Annotated in this window: 28 protein-coding genes and 1 pseudogene; 18 read left to right on the top strand and 11 right to left on the bottom strand. The window is 37.7% G+C overall.

Features of this window, described 5'->3' with window-relative positions:
* Window positions 1-669: pseudogene (fliP, locus tag B9T66_RS01200) on the bottom strand (flagellar type III secretion system pore protein FliP); the annotation flags it as partial.
* Between the two features lie 319 nt (window positions 670-988).
* On the opposite strand from fliP, the gene glmU reads away from it, so the two are divergent.
* The 4 genes from glmU to B9T66_RS01180 are packed head-to-tail and all read left to right on the top strand — an operon-like array spanning window position 989 to window position 3,512.
* Window positions 989-2,347 carry a bifunctional UDP-N-acetylglucosamine diphosphorylase/glucosamine-1-phosphate N-acetyltransferase GlmU gene (glmU, locus tag B9T66_RS01195; protein ID WP_095627170.1) on the top strand — a complete coding sequence of 453 codons (1,359 nt, stop codon included), beginning with the start codon at window positions 989-991 and terminating at the stop codon, window positions 2,345-2,347.
* Between the two features lie 15 nt (window positions 2,348-2,362).
* Complete coding sequence (gene thiS, locus B9T66_RS01190; protein ID WP_095627169.1) at window positions 2,363-2,560, top strand: sulfur carrier protein ThiS; 198 nt, start codon at window positions 2,363-2,365, stop codon at window positions 2,558-2,560.
* On the top strand, window positions 2,561-3,106 hold the full coding sequence (locus B9T66_RS01185; protein WP_095627168.1) for a hypothetical protein: 546 nt from the start codon (window positions 2,561-2,563) through the stop codon (window positions 3,104-3,106).
* Between the two features lie 13 nt (window positions 3,107-3,119).
* Complete coding sequence (locus tag B9T66_RS01180; RefSeq protein WP_095627167.1) at window positions 3,120-3,512, top strand: cytochrome c3 family protein; 393 nt, start codon at window positions 3,120-3,122, stop codon at window positions 3,510-3,512.
* Between the two features lie 9 nt (window positions 3,513-3,521).
* Here B9T66_RS01180 and B9T66_RS01175 read toward each other — a convergent pair whose 3' ends face one another.
* The 10 genes from B9T66_RS01175 to hisF all read right to left on the bottom strand — a co-directional run bounded on the left by B9T66_RS01175 (window position 3,522) and on the right by hisF (window position 14,051).
* Complete coding sequence (locus tag B9T66_RS01175) at window positions 3,522-5,753, bottom strand: hypothetical protein (RefSeq protein WP_095627166.1); 2,232 nt, start codon at window positions 5,751-5,753, stop codon at window positions 3,522-3,524.
* 14 nt (window positions 5,754-5,767) lie between these two features.
* Window positions 5,768-6,574, bottom strand: coding sequence for a rod shape-determining protein MreC (gene mreC, locus B9T66_RS01170; protein WP_095627165.1), 807 nt, complete (start codon window positions 6,572-6,574; stop codon window positions 5,768-5,770).
* Between the two features lies 1 nt (window position 6,575).
* Window positions 6,576-7,610, bottom strand: a complete 1,035-nt coding sequence (locus B9T66_RS01165) for a rod shape-determining protein (RefSeq protein WP_095627164.1) — start codon at window positions 7,608-7,610, stop codon at window positions 6,576-6,578.
* A gap of 41 nt (window positions 7,611-7,651) precedes the next feature.
* The gene (gene clpX, locus B9T66_RS01160) at window positions 7,652-8,908 is read right to left on the bottom strand and encodes an ATP-dependent protease ATP-binding subunit ClpX (protein WP_095627343.1); all 1,257 of its coding nucleotides are present in this window, start codon (window positions 8,906-8,908) and stop codon (window positions 7,652-7,654) included.
* A gap of 2 nt (window positions 8,909-8,910) precedes the next feature.
* Window positions 8,911-9,708 carry an acyl-ACP--UDP-N-acetylglucosamine O-acyltransferase gene (gene lpxA / locus B9T66_RS01155; protein ID WP_095627163.1) on the bottom strand — a complete coding sequence of 266 codons (798 nt, stop codon included), beginning with the start codon at window positions 9,706-9,708 and terminating at the stop codon, window positions 8,911-8,913.
* 3 nt (window positions 9,709-9,711) lie between these two features.
* Window positions 9,712-10,167, bottom strand: coding sequence for a 3-hydroxyacyl-ACP dehydratase FabZ (gene fabZ / locus B9T66_RS01150; RefSeq protein ID WP_095627162.1), 456 nt, complete (start codon window positions 10,165-10,167; stop codon window positions 9,712-9,714).
* Between the two features lie 64 nt (window positions 10,168-10,231).
* Window positions 10,232-11,449, bottom strand: coding sequence for an epoxyqueuosine reductase QueH (locus B9T66_RS01145; protein WP_095627161.1), 1,218 nt, complete (start codon window positions 11,447-11,449; stop codon window positions 10,232-10,234).
* A 147-nt stretch (window positions 11,450-11,596) separates the two neighbouring features.
* Window positions 11,597-12,694: a 23S rRNA (adenine(2503)-C(2))-methyltransferase RlmN gene (gene rlmN / locus B9T66_RS01140; protein WP_095627160.1), complete on the bottom strand. Its 1,098-nt coding sequence runs from the start codon at window positions 12,692-12,694 to the stop codon at window positions 11,597-11,599.
* A gap of 9 nt (window positions 12,695-12,703) precedes the next feature.
* A complete protein-coding gene (locus B9T66_RS01135; RefSeq protein WP_095627159.1) occupies window positions 12,704-13,270 on the bottom strand; it encodes a phosphorylase family protein in 567 nt (188 codons plus the stop codon).
* Window positions 13,271-13,280: 10 nt separating this feature from the next.
* Window positions 13,281-14,051 (bottom strand): imidazole glycerol phosphate synthase subunit HisF, encoded by a 771-nt coding sequence (hisF, locus tag B9T66_RS01130; RefSeq protein WP_095627158.1) that lies wholly within the window; start codon window positions 14,049-14,051, stop codon window positions 13,281-13,283.
* Window positions 14,052-14,175: 124 nt separating this feature from the next.
* Here hisF and rsmA point away from each other — a divergent pair, with 124 nt between their 5' ends.
* From rsmA to B9T66_RS01060, 14 genes are all read left to right on the top strand, one after another.
* Window positions 14,176-14,961: a 16S rRNA (adenine(1518)-N(6)/adenine(1519)-N(6))-dimethyltransferase RsmA gene (rsmA, locus tag B9T66_RS01125; RefSeq protein ID WP_095627157.1), complete on the top strand. Its 786-nt coding sequence runs from the start codon at window positions 14,176-14,178 to the stop codon at window positions 14,959-14,961.
* Between the two features lie 2 nt (window positions 14,962-14,963).
* A complete protein-coding gene (locus B9T66_RS01120; protein WP_095627156.1) occupies window positions 14,964-17,108 on the top strand; it encodes a ribonuclease J in 2,145 nt (714 codons plus the stop codon).
* A 9-nt stretch (window positions 17,109-17,117) separates the two neighbouring features.
* Window positions 17,118-18,095: a KpsF/GutQ family sugar-phosphate isomerase gene (locus B9T66_RS01115; protein ID WP_095627155.1), complete on the top strand. Its 978-nt coding sequence runs from the start codon at window positions 17,118-17,120 to the stop codon at window positions 18,093-18,095.
* Window positions 18,096-18,106: 11 nt separating this feature from the next.
* A complete protein-coding gene (locus tag B9T66_RS01110; protein WP_095627154.1) occupies window positions 18,107-18,346 on the top strand; it encodes a DUF2443 family protein in 240 nt (79 codons plus the stop codon).
* 125 nt (window positions 18,347-18,471) lie between these two features.
* A complete protein-coding gene (locus B9T66_RS01105) occupies window positions 18,472-18,882 on the top strand; it encodes a hypothetical protein (protein WP_095627153.1) in 411 nt (136 codons plus the stop codon).
* Window positions 18,883-19,073: 191 nt separating this feature from the next.
* Window positions 19,074-19,463: a hypothetical protein gene (locus tag B9T66_RS01100; RefSeq protein ID WP_095627152.1), complete on the top strand. Its 390-nt coding sequence runs from the start codon at window positions 19,074-19,076 to the stop codon at window positions 19,461-19,463.
* 52 nt (window positions 19,464-19,515) lie between these two features.
* The gene (locus tag B9T66_RS01095; protein WP_095627151.1) at window positions 19,516-19,989 is read left to right on the top strand and encodes a hypothetical protein; all 474 of its coding nucleotides are present in this window, start codon (window positions 19,516-19,518) and stop codon (window positions 19,987-19,989) included.
* A 53-nt stretch (window positions 19,990-20,042) separates the two neighbouring features.
* Window positions 20,043-20,564: a hypothetical protein gene (locus B9T66_RS01090; RefSeq protein WP_095627150.1), complete on the top strand. Its 522-nt coding sequence runs from the start codon at window positions 20,043-20,045 to the stop codon at window positions 20,562-20,564.
* 4 nt (window positions 20,565-20,568) lie between these two features.
* Entirely contained in the window at window positions 20,569-20,730 is a 162-nt protein-coding gene (locus B9T66_RS08810) for a hypothetical protein (RefSeq protein ID WP_180763306.1), read from the top strand.
* Window positions 20,731-20,787: 57 nt separating this feature from the next.
* Window positions 20,788-21,303, top strand: a complete 516-nt coding sequence (locus B9T66_RS01085) for a hypothetical protein (protein ID WP_095627149.1) — start codon at window positions 20,788-20,790, stop codon at window positions 21,301-21,303.
* A gap of 23 nt (window positions 21,304-21,326) precedes the next feature.
* A complete protein-coding gene (locus B9T66_RS01080; protein ID WP_095627148.1) occupies window positions 21,327-21,740 on the top strand; it encodes a hypothetical protein in 414 nt (137 codons plus the stop codon).
* Complete coding sequence (locus B9T66_RS01075; RefSeq protein WP_095627147.1) at window positions 21,721-22,050, top strand: hypothetical protein; 330 nt, start codon at window positions 21,721-21,723, stop codon at window positions 22,048-22,050. The genes B9T66_RS01080 and B9T66_RS01075 overlap by 20 nt, the downstream gene beginning before the upstream one ends.
* Window positions 22,051-22,410: 360 nt before the next feature.
* Window positions 22,411-22,908, top strand: coding sequence for a hypothetical protein (locus tag B9T66_RS01065; RefSeq protein ID WP_095627146.1), 498 nt, complete (start codon window positions 22,411-22,413; stop codon window positions 22,906-22,908).
* A 1-nt stretch (window position 22,909) separates the two neighbouring features.
* The coding region (locus B9T66_RS01060) for a hypothetical protein (RefSeq protein WP_180763305.1) at window positions 22,910-23,315 on the top strand (406 nt) is incomplete at its 3' end.

Here is a 23,315-nt window from a genome sequence, read left to right as displayed (position 1 = left end):
CTATTTAAATCCTGCTACAAGATTCCCTGTGAGGAGATTAAACCCATCAACAAGCACAAAAACAAGAATCTTAAAAGGTAGTGAAATCATCACAGGAGGCAACATCATCATACCCATCGCCATAAGCACGGAGCTTATCACCATATCAATCACCAAAAATGGCAAATACAACAAAAATCCTATCCAAAATGCGGTCTTAAGCTCACTTATCATAAATGCCGGAATGGCAACGGTTAGCGGAACATCATCAATAGTTTGGGGATTATCAAGATTGCGTATGCGGAAAAAGAGTGCGAGATCTTTTTGGCGGGTATTTGCGATCATAAACTCTTTGAAAGGCTTTGTAGCACGCACAAAAGCCTCATCATAAGAAATTTGGCTATCAATATAGGGCTTAATACCATTCTCATAACTTTTGGTTACCACAGGCTCCATAATAAAAAATGTCAGCACAAGCGAGAGAGAAACGAGAATCTGTGTTGGTGGAGATTGCTGGGTGCCAAGTGCGGTGCGCAAAAATGCAAACACAATAAGAATACGCGTAAAGCTTGTCATCACCAAAATAAGCGAAGGAGCAAGCACAAGGAGCGTGATAATGATGACGACATTTAGTGTAGTTACTAATTCTTTTGGCTCTGTTGGTGGCGTTAGGGAGAGATTGAGTTTTGGGATAATCTGCTCTGGAGGCATTTGCACATTTGGTGTGGAAGTAATCTCTTGGGTTTGTTGCTCCGCAGAAGGTGTGCTATCCACTTGTGGGACAAGATTTGGCACCAAAGGTTCTTTTGGTGTATATGGGTTTTGGACTTCTATCATATATGGGTGCTCTTCCTCTGCGCCTAGTAGCACAAAACATGCAGAAACAATGCACAATACACACAAAAGTTTTTTCAAATCTATACCTTAAATACTAAACTTAGGCAGTGATTATAGGCTTTAGTGTGTTAAAATTCCATAAAATGATTTACTCCCTGCCCTAAGGATTTATATGAAAGATTCTCATCTACCTGTTTCTGTTATTATTTTAGCTGCCGGTGCTGGCACACGCATGAAATCCACCACTCCCAAAGTCTTGCACACTCTTTGTGGTAAAAGTATGCTTACGCTCATCACACAACAGGCGCTAGAACTAAGTGATGATATTCACATCGTGCTTCATCACCAAGCCCAAAAAATCACACAAGTATTGCATGAGGAATTCGGAGCATTGTTAGATTCTACTTTACATCTGCATACACAAGATGTAGAAAATTTTCCGGGCACAGGTGGGGCATTGCGCAATATACTCCCAAAACATAAGCGTGTGCTAGTGCTTAATGGAGATATGCCACTTATACAAGCCCAAAGCCTTAAAATCTTGTGTATGCGCCAAGAAGCAATTGTTATGAGCATGCTATGGCTACATAATCCCGATGGCTATGGGCGTGTCATGCTAGATGAGACAATACACAATCCTAGTAACCTCACCACGCACAAAGTCCTAAAAATTATCGAGCAAAAAGATGCTACTAACAAAGAGCTAGAGATTCAAAGTGTAAATGCCGGTGTGTATGTCTTTAGCCAAGAAATTTTGGAATGCTATATCCCAAAACTTAGCAATGCCAATGCACAAAAAGAATACTATCTCACCGATGTTATTTCTCTCGCACAAAATGACGGAGTGGAAATATGTGGTGTTTTTGTTGATGAAAATGAATATATGGGCGTGAATAGCAAAATGCACCTTGCACAAGCTCAAGAAGTCTTGCTTACACGATTACGCGAGCGCGCTATGGCACAAGGGGTAAAAATGGACATGCCCCACACAATCTATATAGAATCTGATGTTGTCTTTAAAGGTGAATGTGTGCTAGAAAATGGTGTGCGTATCAGTGGCAAAAGCCTTGTGCAAGATTCACATATCAAGGCTCATAGCGTTATAGAATCGAGTGTCATTATCCAAAGCGATATAGGACCTATGGCGCATTTGCGCCCAAATTCTCATATCACAGGCACACATATAGGAAACTTTGTCGAACTCAAATCCGCGAAGCTAGAAGGTGTCAAAGCTGGACATTTAAGCTATCTTGGAGATTGTGAAATAGGCACAGGAAGCAACATAGGTGCTGGTGTTATTACATGCAATTATGATGGCAAAGCCAAACACAAAACGCTTATTGGTGAAAATGTCTTTGTAGGAAGTGATTGCCAACTCATCGCTCCTGTGGAGATTCAATCCAATACACTCATTGCTGCAGGTAGCAGTATCACACACAATGTCCCAAGCGGTGCATTAGCCATAGCACGATCCAAACAACATAATAAAGCCGGTTTTTTTGAAAGATTTTTTGGCAAAATCAAACAATAATCACAAAGGAAATCTATGCAAATCATACTTAATGGAGAATCTTACACTACCACAGCACAATCTATTGCCGAACTCATCAAAGAAGTAGGCGTCAAAGAAAAAATGATTGCCTTAGCACAAAACACAGCTGTGATACAAGCAAAAGATTGGGATAGCACGCCACTATGTGAAAATGATGAAATCGAAATATTGCAATTTATGGGCGGAGGGTGAATGAGCAAGGGTTTAAAAAACACTCAAAAACTCGTGCTACAAGCCTTGCTTGTTTGTTCTCTTGTGCAAATTGCCTTGGCATATGATAGTTTCAAAATAGGCTGGAGCAATGCCAATCTCAGCGAACAAAAAGGAAGCTATGGAAGTAAAAATATCTCTGGGATTCTCTTTGGACTTGAGCGTGGGTGGCTATATGATAATCTAGTAGTGGCTGCATATCTTGAAGGTAATGTGTGGCCCCTTAGTGCTCTTAGCGATGGAGGATACTATAGCATAGGCACTGGTGGCAAAATAGGCTATAACTTCGCACATACATTGCCTTATATAGCTTTGGGAGCGGAATATATGAGTTTGTATTATACGGATAAAAGCGATAATCAAAAAAATATCGGTGGCTTAGTGGCGCAAATAGGAGCAGATTTTAGGTTAGCAGATGAATTTGGGTTGGGAATTGCGCTTAAATCATCTGTGCCAGATATGTATCGAAACGATGGGCGTTATAGGCTTTTTGGCGTGATAGTGTATTTTGTATATCAAGGGTTTTAGGCAAGGAGATAAGATGCGAAGTGTATGGTTATTGCTATGTTTTGTAGGCGTAATATGGGCTACTTGCTCTGGAGATTGTGCTACATGTCATTTTACATTGGATTATGCTAAAGATAAGCGTCATATGCCTATGCGTGAGTGCAAAACATGCCATACCGAAGAAAAAATGACGCAAATAGATATGGGTGGAGGCTGTGGAAAAGACTGCTTTGCGTGTCATGATGTCCAAAAAGTGCGCACTCCTGCCCTTATGAATGCTCATAAAGTCATTGATAATTGTATGGATTGCCACACCAAGCTTTCACAATCACTCTTTAATCCCGCCTCGCCAACACAAAATATCTTTCAGCAAAGCATTCAAGACTTTAGCCATTCTCTTACACCACAACAAGATTCTAAGGAATAAGGACGCTCATTAATCCTTGCCACTTAGAGAATCTAATAATTCTAAAAAGCTTTGTGTGCCTATCTTTTCTCGCACAAAATCTAGGATTTCACGCTCCAAAAGGCTATGGGCGCGCACTGCCTCTATGGATTGACTTTGCAAAAGCTCTAGGGCTTTATGCTCATATTCTTGTATATCAAATGCCACATACATACATTCGCACAAAAGTGTTTTTATATCTGCAAGACTTGTAAGCACAATAGTCTGAATCTGCGATATATTGGCACTAGGCGTATTATAAAGCGTTAAAAACTCTGATAAAATCTCTGCATATTGATCTACCCAGCGTGAGATTCTACTAATACGCTCTTGCTTACTCTCACGAGAAAGCACCAATGCTACACCGCCTTTAGCCACATATTCTATGCGGCTCTCTCCTTGCTCTAGCGGAAAACTATCAAGCCATATATCAATAATATGTCCATATAACGCACTATCAACATATCCGACAAAATAAAAGCGATCCAAAAGATCCAATCCACCCTCGCGTATGATCTTCTCTCGTATTGCAGATTCATTGCCTCCGCCACAAGCCAAATAAATACTTTGTGGATAATGGCGCATGATATATAACACGCTTCGCAAATATTGTGAGGAATCAATTTTTACTAATCGCCCAATCGTGCCTAAAATCTTAGATTCACTTGGATATTGCAACCTTAGAGCATTTATAATGTGTGAATCTATAGGGGGATTATAAAAACGCTTATCCATTTTTACAGGCACACCGACAAACTCAAATCCACAATGTTGTATGCGCTTTTGGGCATTGCAAATATGCGTGAGGCGTTGTGTCAAAAAAGGAATGTCATAGACAAAGTTTCCGTGTGAATAATACATCTGTATAGGCGCTACACGCACACTAAGCAAAAAATCACTAATCCCATAACCATTATTTGGGGAGATGAGATAACGCACACTATCAGCGCGTATCGCCTCCCAAAGTAATAACACTTTGTTAAGATGAGAATTATAAAAGCCCTTTATGTTTTCCCTCTTTGCAACATCACAAATTTCTATACCAAGATTTTCTAATTCTTTACGCAAACTCTCATCATCAGCACTCTTTTCAATAAATGCCATATTATAGATTTTGATACAAAAACGAGAAGAAAAAGCCTGTGTGCGCAAAAGATTCTGAAATAAAGAAAATTCGACCTTATATGGAGAATTCCCCACAATGCGATCTTTTATAATACCAATAATTTCTTTTGTGTGTTTATGTGGCGTGATAGGCACACATTCACGCATATATGGTGCAAACATCTCATACACAGCCACTGCTTTGCGATCTATCTTTTCACAAAATTCCTGCCACTGCTCTTGAGTATGAAAACTATTGCCACATATATGATAAATAAAAAACTGCATATATAGTGCTTCATCAAGATAGCCTAATGCGCACTCCTTGTCGTGCAAAAATGTATCCCTAACGCGATCTAAAAGTGCATAAAACACAGCCTCATAGGAGGGATAAAGCTCAAGCCAACGAGTGGTATTAAAATATCCTTGGATATTCCACAAACAATGCAATTGCCAGTTTAAAAGGCTTCGTCGTCGCCTTGGTGTAAGATTCATAGCAGAATCAAGGGCTTTCATCAATGCCCTTAAACACACATCAAAATCCACACCAAGCAAAGGAAAATACTTGATACAAAATTCCGCTATACCCTCACTCTGCGCCAAATCCATATCAAGCAAACACATATGCGCGATAAAAAACTCCATACCAGAATCTGCACCATGCACAAACATATGTGCCACGCTACATACTTGCAGAAACAAAATATTTTCTAACTCACTAAGCCCATCACCAAAAAGTAGTGGCTGCATTTGCTCCAAAAACACCAAAAAGCGTGTATCTACAAATGGGGTATCTATATGTTTTAACACCCAAAATATCCCTATGTATTCTAGCTCACATATTGTGCCACTCTCCAAAAGCTCAAAGATTCGCTGTGCAAGGATTTTTGCCAAATCGTGTAGAATCTGTGGATTAGGTATTTGTTTTGTATGGATATGAGATTGTTTATCAGGGAGGTTTTCTGCATCTTTAGAAGCTTTAGAATCTTGGATAAAAGGATTGCACACACAAAGCTGTAAAATCGCTTCATCAAGCGTGTGTTTATTGCATGGAGAGCGTAGCATTTCTAGAATTTTTGTGATACTAGAATATCCGTTATTATCTATAGCGTGGGGCATTGATGATTATGACATTAGAGTTCGGATATGCTTGTATCCACCACCCACACATACCCAAGATCTTGTGTCTGTGCATAGGGCAACACACTCACGCGCAAAAAATTTGATTCTTCATAGACTTCCATTACCTTGCCAACCAAAACATTTTCTATAAAAATCCCATCTAAGCCGTTTGTATACACTTCATCACCAACCTCAACGCTTGTCCATTTAGGGATATAACTCACATTGATATATGCATCATTCTTGCTTTTTATCGTATTATCTACAATGCCCATTGCCTTATTTTTCCCAATAAACACACCATAGCTACATTCTTTAGCATTATTCAAAAACCCTTGCAATCTTGTATGTTCAAATTTTGCGATACCAAATGCTACATTATCGCGCACAAGACCCAAAATTCGTAATTCTTGGGTAGATTCTAACTTTTGGCGCACATGAGAATCTAGCGCAAGCCAAACCTTATCGTATTGCCCCATTTGCACATACGCACTCATTCGTGCAAGATAAAATTCAGGTTCATTGTGCAAATCACTATGAATAAGGGATTTTAGCTCGGTATTTTGATTTATAAGTTCGGTATTTTGAAGAAGAATCTTGTCATAATCGGCGACTTTTTGACGCAAAGTCCTAATTTCATCAGCTTGGCTAAAATGTGTCCTATACCACAACCACACCTGATCCCAGCCAGAAATAAAAAATAAGCGCACCTTATCGCCAACATTTAGCACACGCGCTTCAAAGCCCTTATTAACCTCCATAGTCACGATAATTGTGACAAAAAACAAGACGAGAAAAATAAGAGTCTTATAACGCATATTAGTTGATTGCTAACTCTTGGAGAAGTTTTTCATCTTCCATAGCTTTGCTTGTGCCTCGAGCGACACATAGCAATGGTTCTTCAGCTACCCACACAGGTAAGCGCACGATTTCAGAAATGTATTTATCAAGCCCTCGTATAAGCGCACCACCACCAGTAAGCACAATACCATTTTCGATGATATCTCCAGAAAGATCAGGTGGAAGTTTTTCTAACACATCTTTTAGGGCATTGACAATAGCTTTGAGCTGATCTTTGATGGCTTCTCGCACATCTTCACTTGTGAGATCAATAGTGTTAAGTAAACCACTCACATTATCACGCCCACGCACTTGATACACCAACATTTCATTTAAAGAATATGCCGATCCAATCTCAATCTTAATCGTCTCTGCAGTGCGCTCACCAATAAGGAGATTATACTTTTTGCGCACATATTCTGAAATTGCTGTATCAAACTTATCTCCAGCTACTCTAATACTTTTGCTAATCACCAAGCCACCATAGGATACAACACCTATTTCTGTAGTCCCACCACCGATATCTATGACAAGATTACCTTTTGCTTCTTCTGTGCGCAATCCAGCACCAATAGCTGCCGCCATAGGCTCTTCGATCAAATATACTTCGCGCGCACCTGCCGCAAGCGCTGATTCTTTGACTGCCTTTTTTTCCACACCTGTAAGTCCATATGGCACGCACACCATAATTCTTGGACGAATAAGGCTTTTTCGTTTATAAGCTTTTTCAATAAAAAATCTTATCATTCTTTCAGTCATCTCAAAATCCGCGATGATACCATCTCTCATAGGGCGGATAATCTCAATCTTATGCGGAGTTTTACCTTCCATATCCTTGGCTTCTCTCCCTATAGCGAGAATCTCTCCATACCCATGTTTATCGCTATGCACCGCGACTACCGAAGGCTCATTAATGACAATCCCCTCACCTTTAATAGATACAATGGTGTTTGCCGTTCCCAAATCTATGGCAACATCTTTAGAAAACGATCCTATTAATCTATCTATTAGCATACTGCACACTCCTTAGAATCTTTAAAGTATTATAACATGTATCACGACGTTTTTTTCGTTTTTGACTGCTTGATGATAATTGGCTTTTTATTGCCTTCTATGCAATCTTTGGTAATTGTAACCTCACAGCCTCGCAAATCTGGGAGATTATACATTAAATCATTGATATGCTCCTCAATGATTGATCGTAAGCCTCTCGCGCCAATTTTGCGCGCTATAGCAAGTTCAGCAATTTTTTCCAACGCATCTTGCTCAAAGTTTAGTGTCGCACCATCCATAGCAAAAAGCTTTTGATATTGCTTAATAAGTGCATTTTTGGGTTTAGTGAGAATCTGTATCATTGCGTTTTTGTCTATAGGATTTAGTGTTGTAATAACATGCAAACGCCCTATAAGCTCTGGAATAAGTCCATAACTCACAAGGTCATCAGGCTCCACAAGACTTAAAAGATATTGCTCATCGCTTTTGCCGTGTTTTTTGCCATGGAATCCTAGCACATTGCCCCCAACACGCCTTTTTATAATCTCTCCTAAGCCATCAAACGCACCACCACAAATAAACAAAATATGACTTGTATCAAGCTGCACAAATTCTTGATTTGGGTGCTTTCTGCCACCTTTTGGAGGAATATTGACCACACTGCCTTCAATAATCTTTAGCAACGCTTGTTGAACACCCTCTCCGCTTACATCACGCGTGATTGATCGATTTTCGGATAAGCGCGAAATTTTATCAATCTCATCAATAAATACAATGCCTCTTTGTGCTTTTTGTATATCGCCATCTGCGGCTTGATATAAGCGTGTAAGGATATTTTCTACATCTTCGCCTACATATCCAGCCTCCGTGAGACTTGTCGCATCAGAAATAGCAATAGGCACATCTAAAAACTTCGCTAAAGTCTGTGCCATAAGTGTTTTGCCACTTCCTGTAGGACCGATGAGCAAAACATTGGATTTAGCAATCTCCACATCCGCAAGTTCTGGACTTAGGGAATACTCATCATCGCTAATGCGCTTATAATGATTATACACAGCAACACTAAAGACTTTTTTTGCTTCATCTTGTCCTACGACATATTCATCGAGTTTTGCATTTAATTCTTTTGGTGTTGGGATACGAAATGTATGAGCAGATTCTATCTCGTGTGGCTCTTTATAACCTCTTAGAATCTCTTCGCCTACCGTGATGCAATTTTTGCAAATATACACATCAACAGAATTGCCTTTGTTGCCTGTTATACAGGGATTGCCCTGAGTTTCTCTCCTACCACAAAAACTACAATATTTTGGTTCCATCATTATTCATTCCCTTTGTGTCCTAAAGCTATGCCCCTAGTTGCTGATAAAATAAAATCACAAATGTATTGTTGTGTTTGCGAGAGATGACCAGAATCTAACTCTCTTTGGACCAATTCTTTTATCGGTGCTTCTCGTGAATAAAGGCGCTTATACATTGAGGCAATAGAATCTATTTCTTCACGATTAAAAAGTTTGCGCATACGATGTTTATTAAGCCCAACAACACGAGCATGATTACCATGCGCAATAGAATAAGGTGGCAAATCCTGCACAAGCGCAGAAAGCCCCCCAATCATACATCCATCGCCCACTTGCACAAATTGATGCACAGCACTTAAACCACCAAAATTCACATAATTGCCTACATGCACATGTCCACCCAATGTAGCGACATTTGCAAAGATACAACCATTGCCGACATGACAATCATGGGCTATATGCACATATGCCATAAATAAATTTTCATCACCTATGCGCGTTACGCCACCACCACCAATAGTGCCGGTATTAAGTGTCGTGTATTCCCTAATGATATTGCCATTGCCCACAATAAGCTGTGTATCTTCACCAGCATATTTGAGATCTTGTGGTGGCACACCCACGCATGCACCTGTAAAAATTTTATTATTCTCACCCAAAGTTGTATGCCCAGCAATAGTAACGCGATCGCCAATTTCACAATTATCACCAATAACGACATTTTTACCAATCACACAAAAATGTCCAATTTTGACATTTTTACCAATTTTGGCGCCAGATTCTATAATGCTTGTTGGTGCGATATTTTCTGTTGCCATAGCTTATCCTTTGTGTGCATCTGCTATCATCGCTTTAAGCTCTGCTTGAGATACAACCTTATCATCAACAAATGCCTTACCACCCAATGACCAAACACTACCTTTATGTGCAAGAACTTCAAGTCTATACACAAGCTTATCTCCTGGCACAACTGGCACACGAAATTTAGCATTATCAATCGTCATAAAATACACAATCTTATCTTTTGCTTGTGCTGTATCATCACCAAACATACTGCTAAAAGCAAGTAGTCCTCCAGCCTGTGCCATTCCCTCGATTTGCATAACACCCGGATAAATAGGCTGATTAGGAAAATGCCCCATAAATACTTCTTCATTGATTGTAACATTTTTGTATGCTTCAATCCTTTCATTTGGCACCAACGACACAACCCTATCGACAAGCAACATCGGATAACGATGTGGTAAAATCTCGCGTATTTTATTAACATCCATCATAATGGGCTCCTTTTAATATCTTAAAAATACAATGTAATTCCTGCCATAGTAACAAAAAAAGGCTTTAAAATACTTTATTATCTTCGTGCGTCCTTTTTCCCTCTATAAGACGAAAGACATTTTCCTCTTGAAAGAGACTATGAATAAAAATCGTGAGAGAAGATTCTACACGAGAATCTAAGACAATGATAGGATTAATACTCCCCAATCCACAGAGGCAAATCCGCAATGCGTTTTCTAACTCATAAGGCAATGGATTTGCATTTAGTTCCCTAATACTTTGGTATTGTGTATTACACAGAGTGTTTATGTCTTGCAGACACAAAAATATACTATCATCTTTACTTGCTACACCTATAGTAATCTCACAAGATGAATTCTTACTTATGTGATTGTTGTCTTGAATGTATTTCATATCCTTTGGATATAGCAACTTATAAAAAGAATATGGTGATAGCACATCAGTGTGTATCCACTGAATCTCTCCGGTTTTGGCATTATGTTTTTCCTTTGAATCTGCAAGCACATACATATCAATAGATTGCCCTGCTCGTTTGGCAGTGCTGCGTAAATTTCTCCATGCCATAATGGAGCGTTTAGTAAGGATATATGGCACATGCTCTTCTTCGAGAGCATTGCGCCGACTAAAAACTTGGATTCTCTCCTCATTGCTTGCGGGCATAACTTGTCTTCCAAGATTTTCCACAAGCTCAAGAGAAAGTTTGCCTTGTGCGTTTCTTTGTTTTATCAATGCAAATTTGCAACCGCAATATGTTTGCCTATACAAATTATCTTTTTTAGCAAGTTGGGCTTGTGCTTGAGTGCCACCATTGCTACGCACATCGATTTTGATAAATGCGAGATTATGCATACGCGCTATTTTTTCTCCTTGCGCAAAAAGTATATCACGCTCTTTCATCGGACTAGAAAGCAAAGTCGTTGTAAAAGTCCCTATACCCTTTTGCTTAGCAAAACTTGCTGTGCGTATCAACCGACTATCAAAGCACGCTACACACCGCTCCCCTTTTTCTGGTTCCTCCTCTAGTCCTCGCACATCCTCAAGCCAATGCAATGTATCATACTCACCTTCATATAATTCTATACCAAGCATTTTACAGCTTCGCTCCACATCAAGCAAACGCAAATCGTATTCTGTCTTTGGGTGGATATTTGGATTATAAAAATATCCCACAAGTTTAGAATCTGGATATTGCTCACGCAATCGTTGCAAAAAATAATGACTATCCACAGAACAGCAAATATGCACAAGTATTACATTCATTGTTTTACCTCACTACTAATAATTTATGAATCTCTTTTTTTGGAATCTTGGTTATATGCATAATACAAAAACCAAATGCTTCCACCGACACACACAAGCACCAAAAATACCACCAAAACCCAATCTAATATATCCATACTACTTCCTTTATGTTTCATATGAAACATGTTGTAATTTTTCTTTTTCACGCAGTTGCCCACATGCTGCACTAATATCAAGCCCCTTAGATTCTCGAATCGTGCAAAGCAATCCTTTTTGTGTGAGAAAATCTGCAAATGCCTTTGCTCTTTCTTCACTAGGTCGCAAAAACTCACTCCCTTCATGAGGATTAAACAAAATAAGATTCACCTTAGCGCGTATGCCATCAAGCAATGAAAGTAATTTTTTTGCTTCTTTGAGGCTATCATTGAGATCTTTTATCATCAAATACTCAAACATCACTCTTTTTCGTGCATCTACAGGGAAATCCCGCACTTCATCGAGCACCTGTGCGATATTATATGCCTTATTCATCGGAATAAGCCTACTACGCAATGTATCATCAACCGCATGTAGAGAAATGGCTAACTGCACACCCAAATCAAGCATACCAAGTTTTTTTATTCTGGGGGCTATGCCACTTGTAGAAATAGTTTGTCGACGTGCTGAAATGCTCAAGCCATCTTTTTCACTCAAGATTCTAATTGCTTTGGTAACATTTTCAAAATTATCAAGTGGTTCACCCATACCCATATACACAATATTTACACGCTTATGTGGTGGGATAGCATTATCTCGTTTGATTTGCACGACTTGTTCCACTATTTCTCCAGCTTCTAGGTTACGATAAAAGCCACCTTTTGCAGTAAAACAAAATGCACATCCGACCTTGCAGCCAATTTGCGAAGAAAGACAGATTGTCCATTTCTCACTACTCACAATCTTGCCATTGGCATCGCGTTGCTTATCACGCATTTGGATTAGCACAGATTCAAATGTATGTCCATCGTGTGTGCGAAAAAGATATTTCTTGCTCCCATCGCGACTTTGCTCACATTTGAGAATCTCTAGATTCTGTGCGCTATATTCTTGGGATAGCTCTTCGCGCAAATGTTTTGGAAGATTGGACATAGATTCAAAATCTATCTTGTATTCTATATACAACCACTTATAAATTTGTTGTGCGCGAAACTTTGGTGTAATACTTTCTGATAATTCGCTAAGTGTATAACTAAAAATATTTTTTTTCTTTGGTGTGTCAATCATTATGATGTCCTATGTATGCTTAGATTCATTACGCGTTGCCAAAATAGGCGCGAGAGATTCTAGACGCTCCTTAACGCGTGTATGATTATCCAAAAAATCTCGATGTGCATTAGCATTGCAATAATTGCTCACACAAAAAATCCCCAGACAACCAATCCCAAAATGTTGAGCCACTTCCATGACGGAAAAAAACTCCATATTTTCCAACCTCAATCCTTGCTCTAAAAATCTCTGTGCTACACGAGAATCTGTGGTGATATAGTTTGAGCTATTGACGCACAATGTTTCATATGAAACATTACATACCACAGGCTTTGGTGATATTTTGTGAGTAACTATGGGCGTGTAAGCACCTTGTGTCAAAAAGGCAGATTCAATATGCGTCGCCTCTGAAGCACAAAACATATCCAAAATCTTAATCTTTTCATCATATGCCCCAGCACTTCCTACAAAGATAAGCTCATCAACCTTTTCTGTAAGGCAAATTTTTGTGAGGTTTATCGCACTCTCTATAAGACCTACGCCAATAACTCTCGCAAAACTAAATTCCTCTCCGCGTCCAGCACACACAACCATTATAAATCCCTTAGATTCTCACGCTAATTCCATGGGCTTGGAGATATGATTTTAATTCGGCAATGCCAATTTCACCATAATGAAACACGCTCGCTGCAAGTGCTGCGTCAGCCCCATACGCAAACACATCTACAAAATCTTGCATACATCCAGCGCCACCACTTGCAATAAGTGGCAAAGGTGCTACTGCATTAACCGCCTCGATACCTGCCTTGTCATACCCCTGCTTTGTCCCATCGCAATCCATACTTGTTAGCAAAATTTCTCCAGCACCACGATCATAAATTTCCTTGCACCATTGAAGTAAATCCCTACCTGTATCTATTCTGCCACCATTGATAAACACATGCCATAAATGAGATGAGCTAGATGAATGAAAAGCCTTGTAATCTACTGCCACTACAATACATTGCGAACCAAAGCGCTTAGCACTCTCTTCGATAAGTGCAGGATTTTTGAGAGCCGAACTATTAATGCTTATCTTATCACACCCAGCATTGAGGAGGTTATACATATCATCTAATGATCCAATGCCTCCACCTACACTAAAAGGGATAAAAACCTCCTTGGCAACTTGCTTTACCATTTCAAGAGTCGTGCTACGACCCTCTGCACTTGCAGTAATATCCAAAAACACTAATTCATCAGCGCCCTTGTCATTATATTTTTTGGCTATTTCTACCGGATCTCCGGCATCTTGCAAACCCACAAAATTTACGCCCTTAACAACACGACCATCTTTTACATCAAGACAAGGAATAATCCGCTTTGCAAAATTCATAATGCACCTTTAGTATATTTTTGAAAAAATGTTTCTTTATCAAGGATTTACAATTCTAAAGCAATTTTATTAGCTAGGATTTTAAGAACTTCTGCTACAATTATAACATTTTTCAAGGATATTTATGGAAAACTACAAAACCAAAAAACGCTTAGGGCAGAATTTTTTGAAAAATTTTTCCTATATCCAGCAAATCATCGAATCTATTCCCAAACTCCCCTATCAACTTATAGAGATTGGGATTGGCTTGGGTGATTTGACACAAGAGTTAGCCAAGAGAGATTCTCTAAAAGCCTATGAAGTCGATCCTGACTTATGTTCTTTGTTTTATAAAAATTTTGCCCCCCTTATTGCTAGTAAGAGGGTGGAGCTGATACAAAAAGATGTGCTAGAAATCCAGCAAGACAAAGGGTGGTTACACCCCAGTGATTATGTGCTTGTTTCAAACCTTCCTTATTATATCGCTACACCCATTATCTTGCGTTTGTTGCGAGATAGTGTATGCAAATATCTTGTTGTGATGACTCAAAAAGAAGTTGCACAAAAATTTTGCGCACACACGCAAGAAAGTGCATTTTGTGCATTGAGCGTATTAGCACAGACCTTTGGTAAGCCACAAATGCTTTTTGATGTGCCAAATACCGCCTTTGAGCCTGCACCAAAAGTCACTTCTAGTGTATTTTGTATTGATAAAACGCAAAATACTGCACAAGGGGATTATAAATTTGAAGAGTTTTTAAAAATAGCATTTTGCGCACCGCGTAAAAAACTAGCCAAAAATTTACAAAAAGCTTTTGCGGATACCGCCTCTCTCTTGCATACTCTCCGGATTCAAAGCGATGCTAGACCACATGAAGTCAGCACGCAAGACTATCACCGCATATACCAACACATTACAAAAGGAGTTTAATTATGGAAGATAACAACACACCTCAACAAACACCACAGGATCAAGAAGCACAAGCACCAAAAGAAAGTAGATTCAAATCTTTTACAAAAAAATTCCGTCGCAAGATTAGTGATGAGACAAATGATAGCACACAAGAATCTAGTGCCAAATATCCTACGCACACAGATTCTATCCAAAACGCAATTCCCACAAATGAATCTTCACAAAAGTCCTTTACTCATAATAAATTTGGATCGACACAAGGTAGCCAAGCTAGAGATTCACACTATGCACAAAAGGATAAAAACTTCAAGGGGCGACAATGGAGTGGAAAAAACCCACACGCCAAAAATCGCACAGATGATAAAGATGTCGTAGAAAATGGTGTCCGAAGCGTCAAAAATCCACACGAAAAAGATAATCTTAGTCTACACAAAGATTTGCGCCGTGGTGTAGAAGCAAACACAAAAATCCAGCGCGAAAGCCTCAATGCCCACGCAAAACTCAATCTCAATACAAAAGCAAGTGTGCGTATAACGCCTCTTGGGGGATTGGGAGAAATTGGAGGCAATATCACCGTGCTAGAAACACAAAATAGTGCGATTATCATCGATGTGGGTATGAGTTTCCCTGATGAAACAATGCACGGAGTAGATATTCTTATTCCAGATTTTAGCTATATCCATGCGATTAAAGATAAAATTGCAGGGGTAATCATCACCCATGCGCATGAAGATCATATCGGTGCAGTGCCTTATCTCTATAAACAACTACAATTCCCACTCTATGGGACACCATTACCACTTGGTATGATTGGTAGCAAATTTGATGAGCACGGACTTAAAAAATACCGCTCATACTTCAAGATAGTGCAAAAACGCCAACCTATCAAAATTGGCGAATTTGAAATTGAGTGGATTAACATCACACACTCCATTATTGATGCTTCAGCGCTTGCTATCAAAACAGAAGCTGGGACAATCATTCATACAGGAGACTTTAAAATCGATCATACTCCAATTGACAATATGCCTACAGACTTACACAGACTAGCACACTATGGTGAAGAGGGCGTAATGTTGCTCCTTAGTGATTCAACAAACTCTCATCGCAGTGGCACTACGCCAAGTGAAGCGAGTGTAGGACCGACATTTGACACACTTTTCAAGCAAGCCAAAGGACGCGTGATTATGAGCACCTTTAGCTCAAATATTCATCGCGTATATCAAGCAATCAACTATGGTCGCCTTTATAATCGCAAAGTCGCGGTGATTGGAAGATCTATGGAAAAAAACTTAGAGATAGCGCGTGAGCTTGGCTATATTGAGATTCCCCAAAATATCTTTATCGAAGCACATGAGGTAGAAAAATATCCAGACAATGAGGTGCTTATTGTTACCACAGGTTCTCAAGGTGAGACAATGAGTGCGCTCTATCGTATGGCAACAGATGAACATCGCCATGTTAAAATCAAGCCTAGCGATATGGTTATTATCTCTGCCAAAGCCATTCCGGGTAATGAAGGATCTGTTTCAACCGTGCTAAATTTCCTTATGAAAGCAGGAGCAAGAGTCGCCTACCAAGATTTTAGCGAGATTCATGTTAGCGGACACGCAGCGCAAGAAGAACAAAAGCTTATGTTGCGCCTTATTAAGCCAAAATTCTTCCTCCCAGTCCATGGAGAATACAATCACATCGCCAAGCACAAAGAAACCGCTATTAAATGTGGTGTGCTAGAGAAAAATATACTGCTTATGGAAGATGGCGATCAAATCGAAGTCAATCCAAACTATATGCGCAAAGTCCGCAGTGTCAAAAATGGTAAAATCTTTATTGATAACCAAATCAATCGACAAGTGGATACAGATATAGTCGATGATAGACAAACACTTGCTAATGAAGGGATTGTCATCGTGTCTATGCAAGTAAGCAAAGATCGCAAAATCATTGATTCTAAAATCGCGAGCTATGGACTAGTAGCCAACAAAGAGGATAAGGGGTTTGAGAAAGAGATGAATGAAATCTTGGAGCTTGTTGTCAAAAATTACAAAAAAGAGCATTTTAATGCCAAAACCATAGAACAAGAAATCCAAGGAGCATTTAAAAAGCATATATTCAAAAAGGTCAAAAAATATCCAACCATAGAAGCTATGGTGTATGTCTTATAGGAAAGCAATATGTCAGAAGTAAATCAATATCTACAAATCGCCACGGAGGTTTTGCACACAGAATCTCAAGCATTGCTAGATTCTATTAGTCGACTAGATTCACAAAAACTCTACCAGATTATCCGCACTATTGCAGAATCTAAAGGAAAGCTAGTGGTTATGGGCGTGGGCAAAAGCGGACATATCGGAGCAAAAATTGCCGCTACTCTCTCTAGCACAGGCACTCCTAGCTTTTTTCTCCACCCTACGGAGGCTATGCATGGCGATCTAGGTGTGATACAACACGATGATGTTATTCTTGCAATAAGCTATAGTGGCGAGAGCGAGGAGCTACTCAATGTCTTGCCTCACATTAAGCGCTTTGGTAATACCCTCATCACTATGAGCAAAAACGCACAATCTAGTCTTTCAAAAATGAGTGATTTGTTTCTTGATATTTTTGTGCAAAAAGAAGCTTGCCCACTCAATGCCGCACCCACAAGCTCAACCACTCTTACACTTGCGCTTGGTGATGTATTGGCGGTGTGTCTTATGCACTATAGAGGCTTCACACACGAAAATTTTGCATCATTCCACCCCGGTGGTAGCTTGGGAAAAAGACTTTTTGTTAAACTCAAAGACTTAATGCAAACCACAAACCTCCCCATTGTAGATTCACACACAGCACTCAAAGAATGTATCCCGCTTATGAGTGAAGCGAGACTAGGCAATCTCCTTATCACGCAGGAAAATAAGCTTATAGCGATTTTGAGTGATGGTGACTTACGAAGGGCGTTGCTAAGAGAAGATTTTAGCCTAGAAGATGCGGTGCTAAAATATGCTACCAAAAATCCAAAAACCTGCAATAACCCTGATATGCTTGCCTTTGATGCTCTAAAGCTCATTGAAGAAAATAAGATTCAAATTCTTGTCATCACAGATAAGCAGGATTCAATACAAGGTGTTATACACTTACATACATTAATCACCGCCGGAATCAAATCATAAAGGAGCAGGCTATGTTTGAACGCATTGATAGTATCTTTAGAAATATCGAGGATATACGAGATGACATCAATATCTTGCTAGGCATGGCAAAAATCTCCATGCTTGATTATATTATGATTAAGCGTGGATCACAGGATATGCCAGAAACCCTAAACTTTACCCTACTCTCACAAATCGATGCAGAAGTCGAAAAACTTAAAGCAGAAATAGATTCTCTTAATAAACTTAAGCGTGAAATGCTAATCTTTTAGAACACAAAAGCACAATGTAAATTAAGTAAGGCAACTTCAATACAAGACAAGCACAAAAATATACAAAAGGCTATCGAACAGATTACATCTCGCATAATTGATGAAATTAAAGGGAGTAATACACGATGAAAAAACTATCTATAATCTTTATTTTATTTATAAGTTTAGGATACACACAAGAAGCCAAACTAACACAAGTATATTTTGATGAGAATCTTACCAATTTTCAGTGCGTCAAGATTTTTGTCAATCTTGTAAGAAGCAGTGATTTTGATTTTGAATCTTGGCGTAGAGATAGAAGCATAGAATGGACAAAGAATCATATCTCATTTGAATTTGACACTTGGGATAAGCATACAATCCTTGCGAGATTATTCTTTGATTGGCAAGACTCTGCAAACGATGAATTTCAAGGCACAGGGACAATAGGCTTTGTAAAATATGATAGACAAACGCAAAAACTGCAAGATGCTAATCTAGAAACATCATTACGCTTTGATACAAACTTAGCAAAACAGCTAGAATCTTGTGAATGAAAATATGATGAAAAAGAAAAATTGTATTATTTATTTTATAAAGTTGGCACAAGATATAAAGATAAGGGAGTGAGCGATGAGAATAAATTGTATATAGATAATGATATGCTACAAGGAAAACCTGCACACAAACTAGAAAGAAATTATCGTGTAACGCAAATTAGAAAAAATAAAACTTACAAGGAGAAGAAATGAAAAAGCTCTTAATCATCGTATTCGGTTTGCAATGTGTATTATTCTGTATTGATTTACAGGAAATTGAGAATAGAAAGTTTTATGAAGTAAGCATATTTAGCGAAGAAAATAATATTCTCGCAAAAGATTCTAGTATCAAAAATGGAAGTCTTGCCATATATGTATTTTTTACCCCTAATCTTGTTTTTGAACCAAATTATTTCATTATTAATACAAAAGAAAAAGTATTAGAAAAGGCACATTTTGCCGATGGTGATGCTCATAGCAAAATCAATATTAAACAGAATGAGTTTAAGAAAGTAGGCGACACTCTCATACTTGCTAATTACATGAAATTCAAATGGAAAGATAAAAGCATGGGCAAGCAAATAATTGCCCATTTTTAAATGACATTAGCGATTTAGATAAGATTTAATACGCTAGTGGAAAAGGAGCAAAATGAAATTTTTACTTTGCATAGGTTTGGTATTTGGGTTTATAAGCACTCTTAACGCACAAAATGTGGCATTAGAGACTGATAAAGAATTAGGGCTACAATATCATAATGTCCCTTGTAAAAAAATTCTTGATGGGCATAGCTTTGTCAAGGATAGTAGCATTTCTACTTGTGCGGACAAGATACTTAAGGAATATGTCATAGAGGCTAATTTGGAAAATGCGTATAAGGAGTTTATTTCTAAGCAGCCTGATAAAAAGGCTTTTAAGGAAAGCTTACCTACACAGAATCTACAATATGAATATAATAATCTTGAGCTATATAGTGATACAATCAATATTGTCTATGAATTTGTCAATCCTAAATTTATGGTCTTAAGCATAGGATATGAAAATGGTGTGGTATATTATAGCTTTAGGCAAGTAGATTCTACACAGACACGCATTGAGGTAAGGAATTTTTATTTTAATGATTAGTCTCTAATTGCAAGATAAAAACGCAAGAATAACAAAAAAGTGGGAGTAAGCCAATGAAGTGGATTGTATTATTTCTATTGTGTTTGGGAAATGTTTATGCAGGAGTTGTGAATCTAAGTCAAGATAAAGCCAATGAGATTATAGGACAGAGAGAAAAATTTTTTACCCAAGTCTTTTTAGTGCCTTATGATACATCAAAGCTTTCACTAGATTCTGATAAGAAACTAGCTTTTATAGATTTATGTAAATATCCAGCTAAAGGCTATGAATTTCCTTGTGGTAAGGTAAATGGCGAAGAAGTAGGGATAAGAAAATATTTTATCAAAGCTACAAGTATAGAAGAAGCATACAAGATATTTGAGGCAAAAGAGCAAAAACTGCCAAAAAATGTCAATATGTATGACTATGGAGAGGAAGAAAGCAGCAAAGATGATGAAGTAGGAAGCTACTATGTTTGGGATAATATGGGAAGATTTTGGGTTATTAATATGGGGTATGATAGTGGCAGTATCACGATTTATACACAAACAAAAGATTATATTGAGGTTATACATCAATGGAGTGTAGATTGGTAGATACTTGATCAATTTTGCAGTAATCATAGGTAGGGGCTATGATACCAAAGGTTTATTTTATAGATTCTATAAAGTTGGCACGAGCTATAAAGATAAGGGAGTGAGCGATGAGAATAAATTGCATAAAAAATGGTATGCCACAAGGAAAACCTGCACACAATACTAATAGGCACTATGTCGCAACTCAAATACGCAGAAACTTATCTTACAAAAAGGATTAAAAATGAAAAAATTAGTATTTTGTCTTTTGGTTTCTTTACTTATAAACCTTACTTTTGGCAAGGAATATATATGGCAATGGCATAGGGTGGATTGCACATATAAACACAATATAGAATCATTATTTGAACATTGTAGTCCTATGGAGCAAGAATTTATAGAAGAGGCAAGAAAAGAATGTGGTGAAGATAATTGGATAAAATTGCAACAATGGATTGCTTGTGGCGCTCCACAAAGAATGACTATAAAGGCTAAAGATATACAAGAAGCATATAAGGCTTATACGCAATATGTGGGTGAAGAATGGTTGTTGGAGAAACTCCCATTACAAAATTTTAAACAAGATATAGACGATAATCTTGTTATCCAGTACATATGGAAAGGCGATACATATTTGGAAATATACTATGGTTTTGATATGAAAACTCAATGTGATTATGTGCATTTTTTCGATATGGGTGATGGCAACATTGCTATCGTAAAAGGCAGTGATACTACTTGTGAAAGAAATTTGTCATAACTCAAATTTAGAAGGAATATACGATGAAAACAATGGTTTTACTCTGTATTTACTTATGCGGATTGTATGCAAATAATTTGGATATAGTAGATTCTAAAGGTAGGAGTTTTTGGGATAAAAGATTTGTTGTGTATGACACAAATCCATCATTGATAATAAAAACCTGCAAGAATAAAGAATGGTTTGAGGAGCAGGGATTGCAGTTTGATAGAGAAAGTAGAAGTATAATAGCTTATACCCCTATGGAACGCATAGTTTTGGAAATACAAGATTCTAAAGATAATATAATACTTCAGGGAAATAAATTTATTTTTCTGTTTGCTGATTCTATAAAATATAATCCTCAAGATAAATATAGTTTGGAGTTTTTAGACGATAATTTAATTCAATGGTGTATGTTTGAGGAGTGCGAAAAATATGTGCTATGTCCAAAATAATGATAAACAAAGTGGCATAAGAGAATATAATAATGCTTGGCATTCTTTCTCAAGAAGTAAAGAGGGAGAGAAGCAATGGGGGAAGTATAATATCCCTATCTATACAGATAAAGACTGCACTAACACTACAGAATCTAGGACAAAAAGACAAGGTTTCTATATTCATGGAGAAGAAAGCTATGGAAATAATGGAGGGATAGATTTAAGCAAAGAAGATACTAGATTTTTTAAAGTCTTAGAATCTTTAAAGCAAGAATATAAAGAAGTTTTAAAATCTATTCAAGATGATAGAGATAGTAGGACAAAATAAAATAGATATAAGCTTGGTTTCTGAATATTCTAAAAATATACTAAGACAAATAGCAAAAAATTCTAATTACACAAGAGTTGTAATTAGTAGCACAGCAAGAACGCCTAGACGGCAAGCTGAAATTATGTATAACAGCATCTAAAATCAATGAGCTTGGAGCTTCTAAAGTTTCAAGACATTGTGCAGATTTTAATATTGTCAATGTGGTTGATATTCCGCATTCCTCTTTAGGTGTCAACAAGACTGATTTTAATCTCAAGCACAAAAACTTCAACGTGAGGGTAAAATCACACAAATTCTTGATGAAAACGGCTGTTATCACATTATAATACCGCAACTACAAAATTAAAGGACTTAAAAATGAAATATATCCTTGTATTGCTAGTAGTACTGCATATTGCCTATACTAAAGAGTTTCCAAGTTATGTAAAAGAGTGGCGAGGCATTTATGAATCTATACAAAAGACAGGCAAACAATCTTTCAAAATAAGTGATAATTGCTTTGATGATGAGGCTATGGGCGGTTTTGTATGCGAGATTGGATACTCTAAAAACAAGAGTGCCTTTAATGATTTTGCTATCAATTTTTATACAGAAAAACCAAATGATATGAATTATTCAACAGTAAGAATAATAGCTATTCAATCTCCCACTAAAGCCACTATAAAAGTGTTTTCTATGGAGTATAATAATGACTTTTGCAATATAGATGTGATCAGGCAAGGACAAATGATTACTCTTGTTTCTGGTAATTGCAAAATAGAGGATTTTACTTTGCATAAGGATATTTTTAATAACTATCTTAAAAATCATTACACTTCCAACACAAGCCCAAATAGAAATACAAGAGGAAAATAGTATGTATAAATATATAAAAAATATTGCAATAATTATGGCTCTATGCTTGAGTTTGGAAGCTAAAGACTTTGTGGTGAATTGTGATAAATGTGTAATTGAAATAGGTTTTAGCGATGAGGAAGTGGAGTATTTTAAAAAAGAAATGGGAGAAGAGGATTTTTATGTCGCAGCGGATGATGCAAATTATTATGCTTACACATTAAGCAAATATCTTGAAACAAATGGCATAGAATTTAAACATGTTGCGCGTCTTGATTCACATCGCACAAAGCTTGTGTTTCCAAATGAAAGTATAGATATTGCAAATCTCAAGTGGTTATATGAATATTATTTGTATCAAAAAGGCAAAAAGCCTTATAAACTTATGGATATTTCCGCTCCAGAAGATGAAATCAACAAGTATTTTA

The organism is Helicobacter sp. TUL, assembly GCF_002287135.1.
In the GTDB taxonomy this organism is placed as follows: domain Bacteria; phylum Campylobacterota; class Campylobacteria; order Campylobacterales; family Helicobacteraceae; genus Helicobacter_F.
This window is presented reverse-complemented; position numbering and strand designations above follow the sequence as displayed.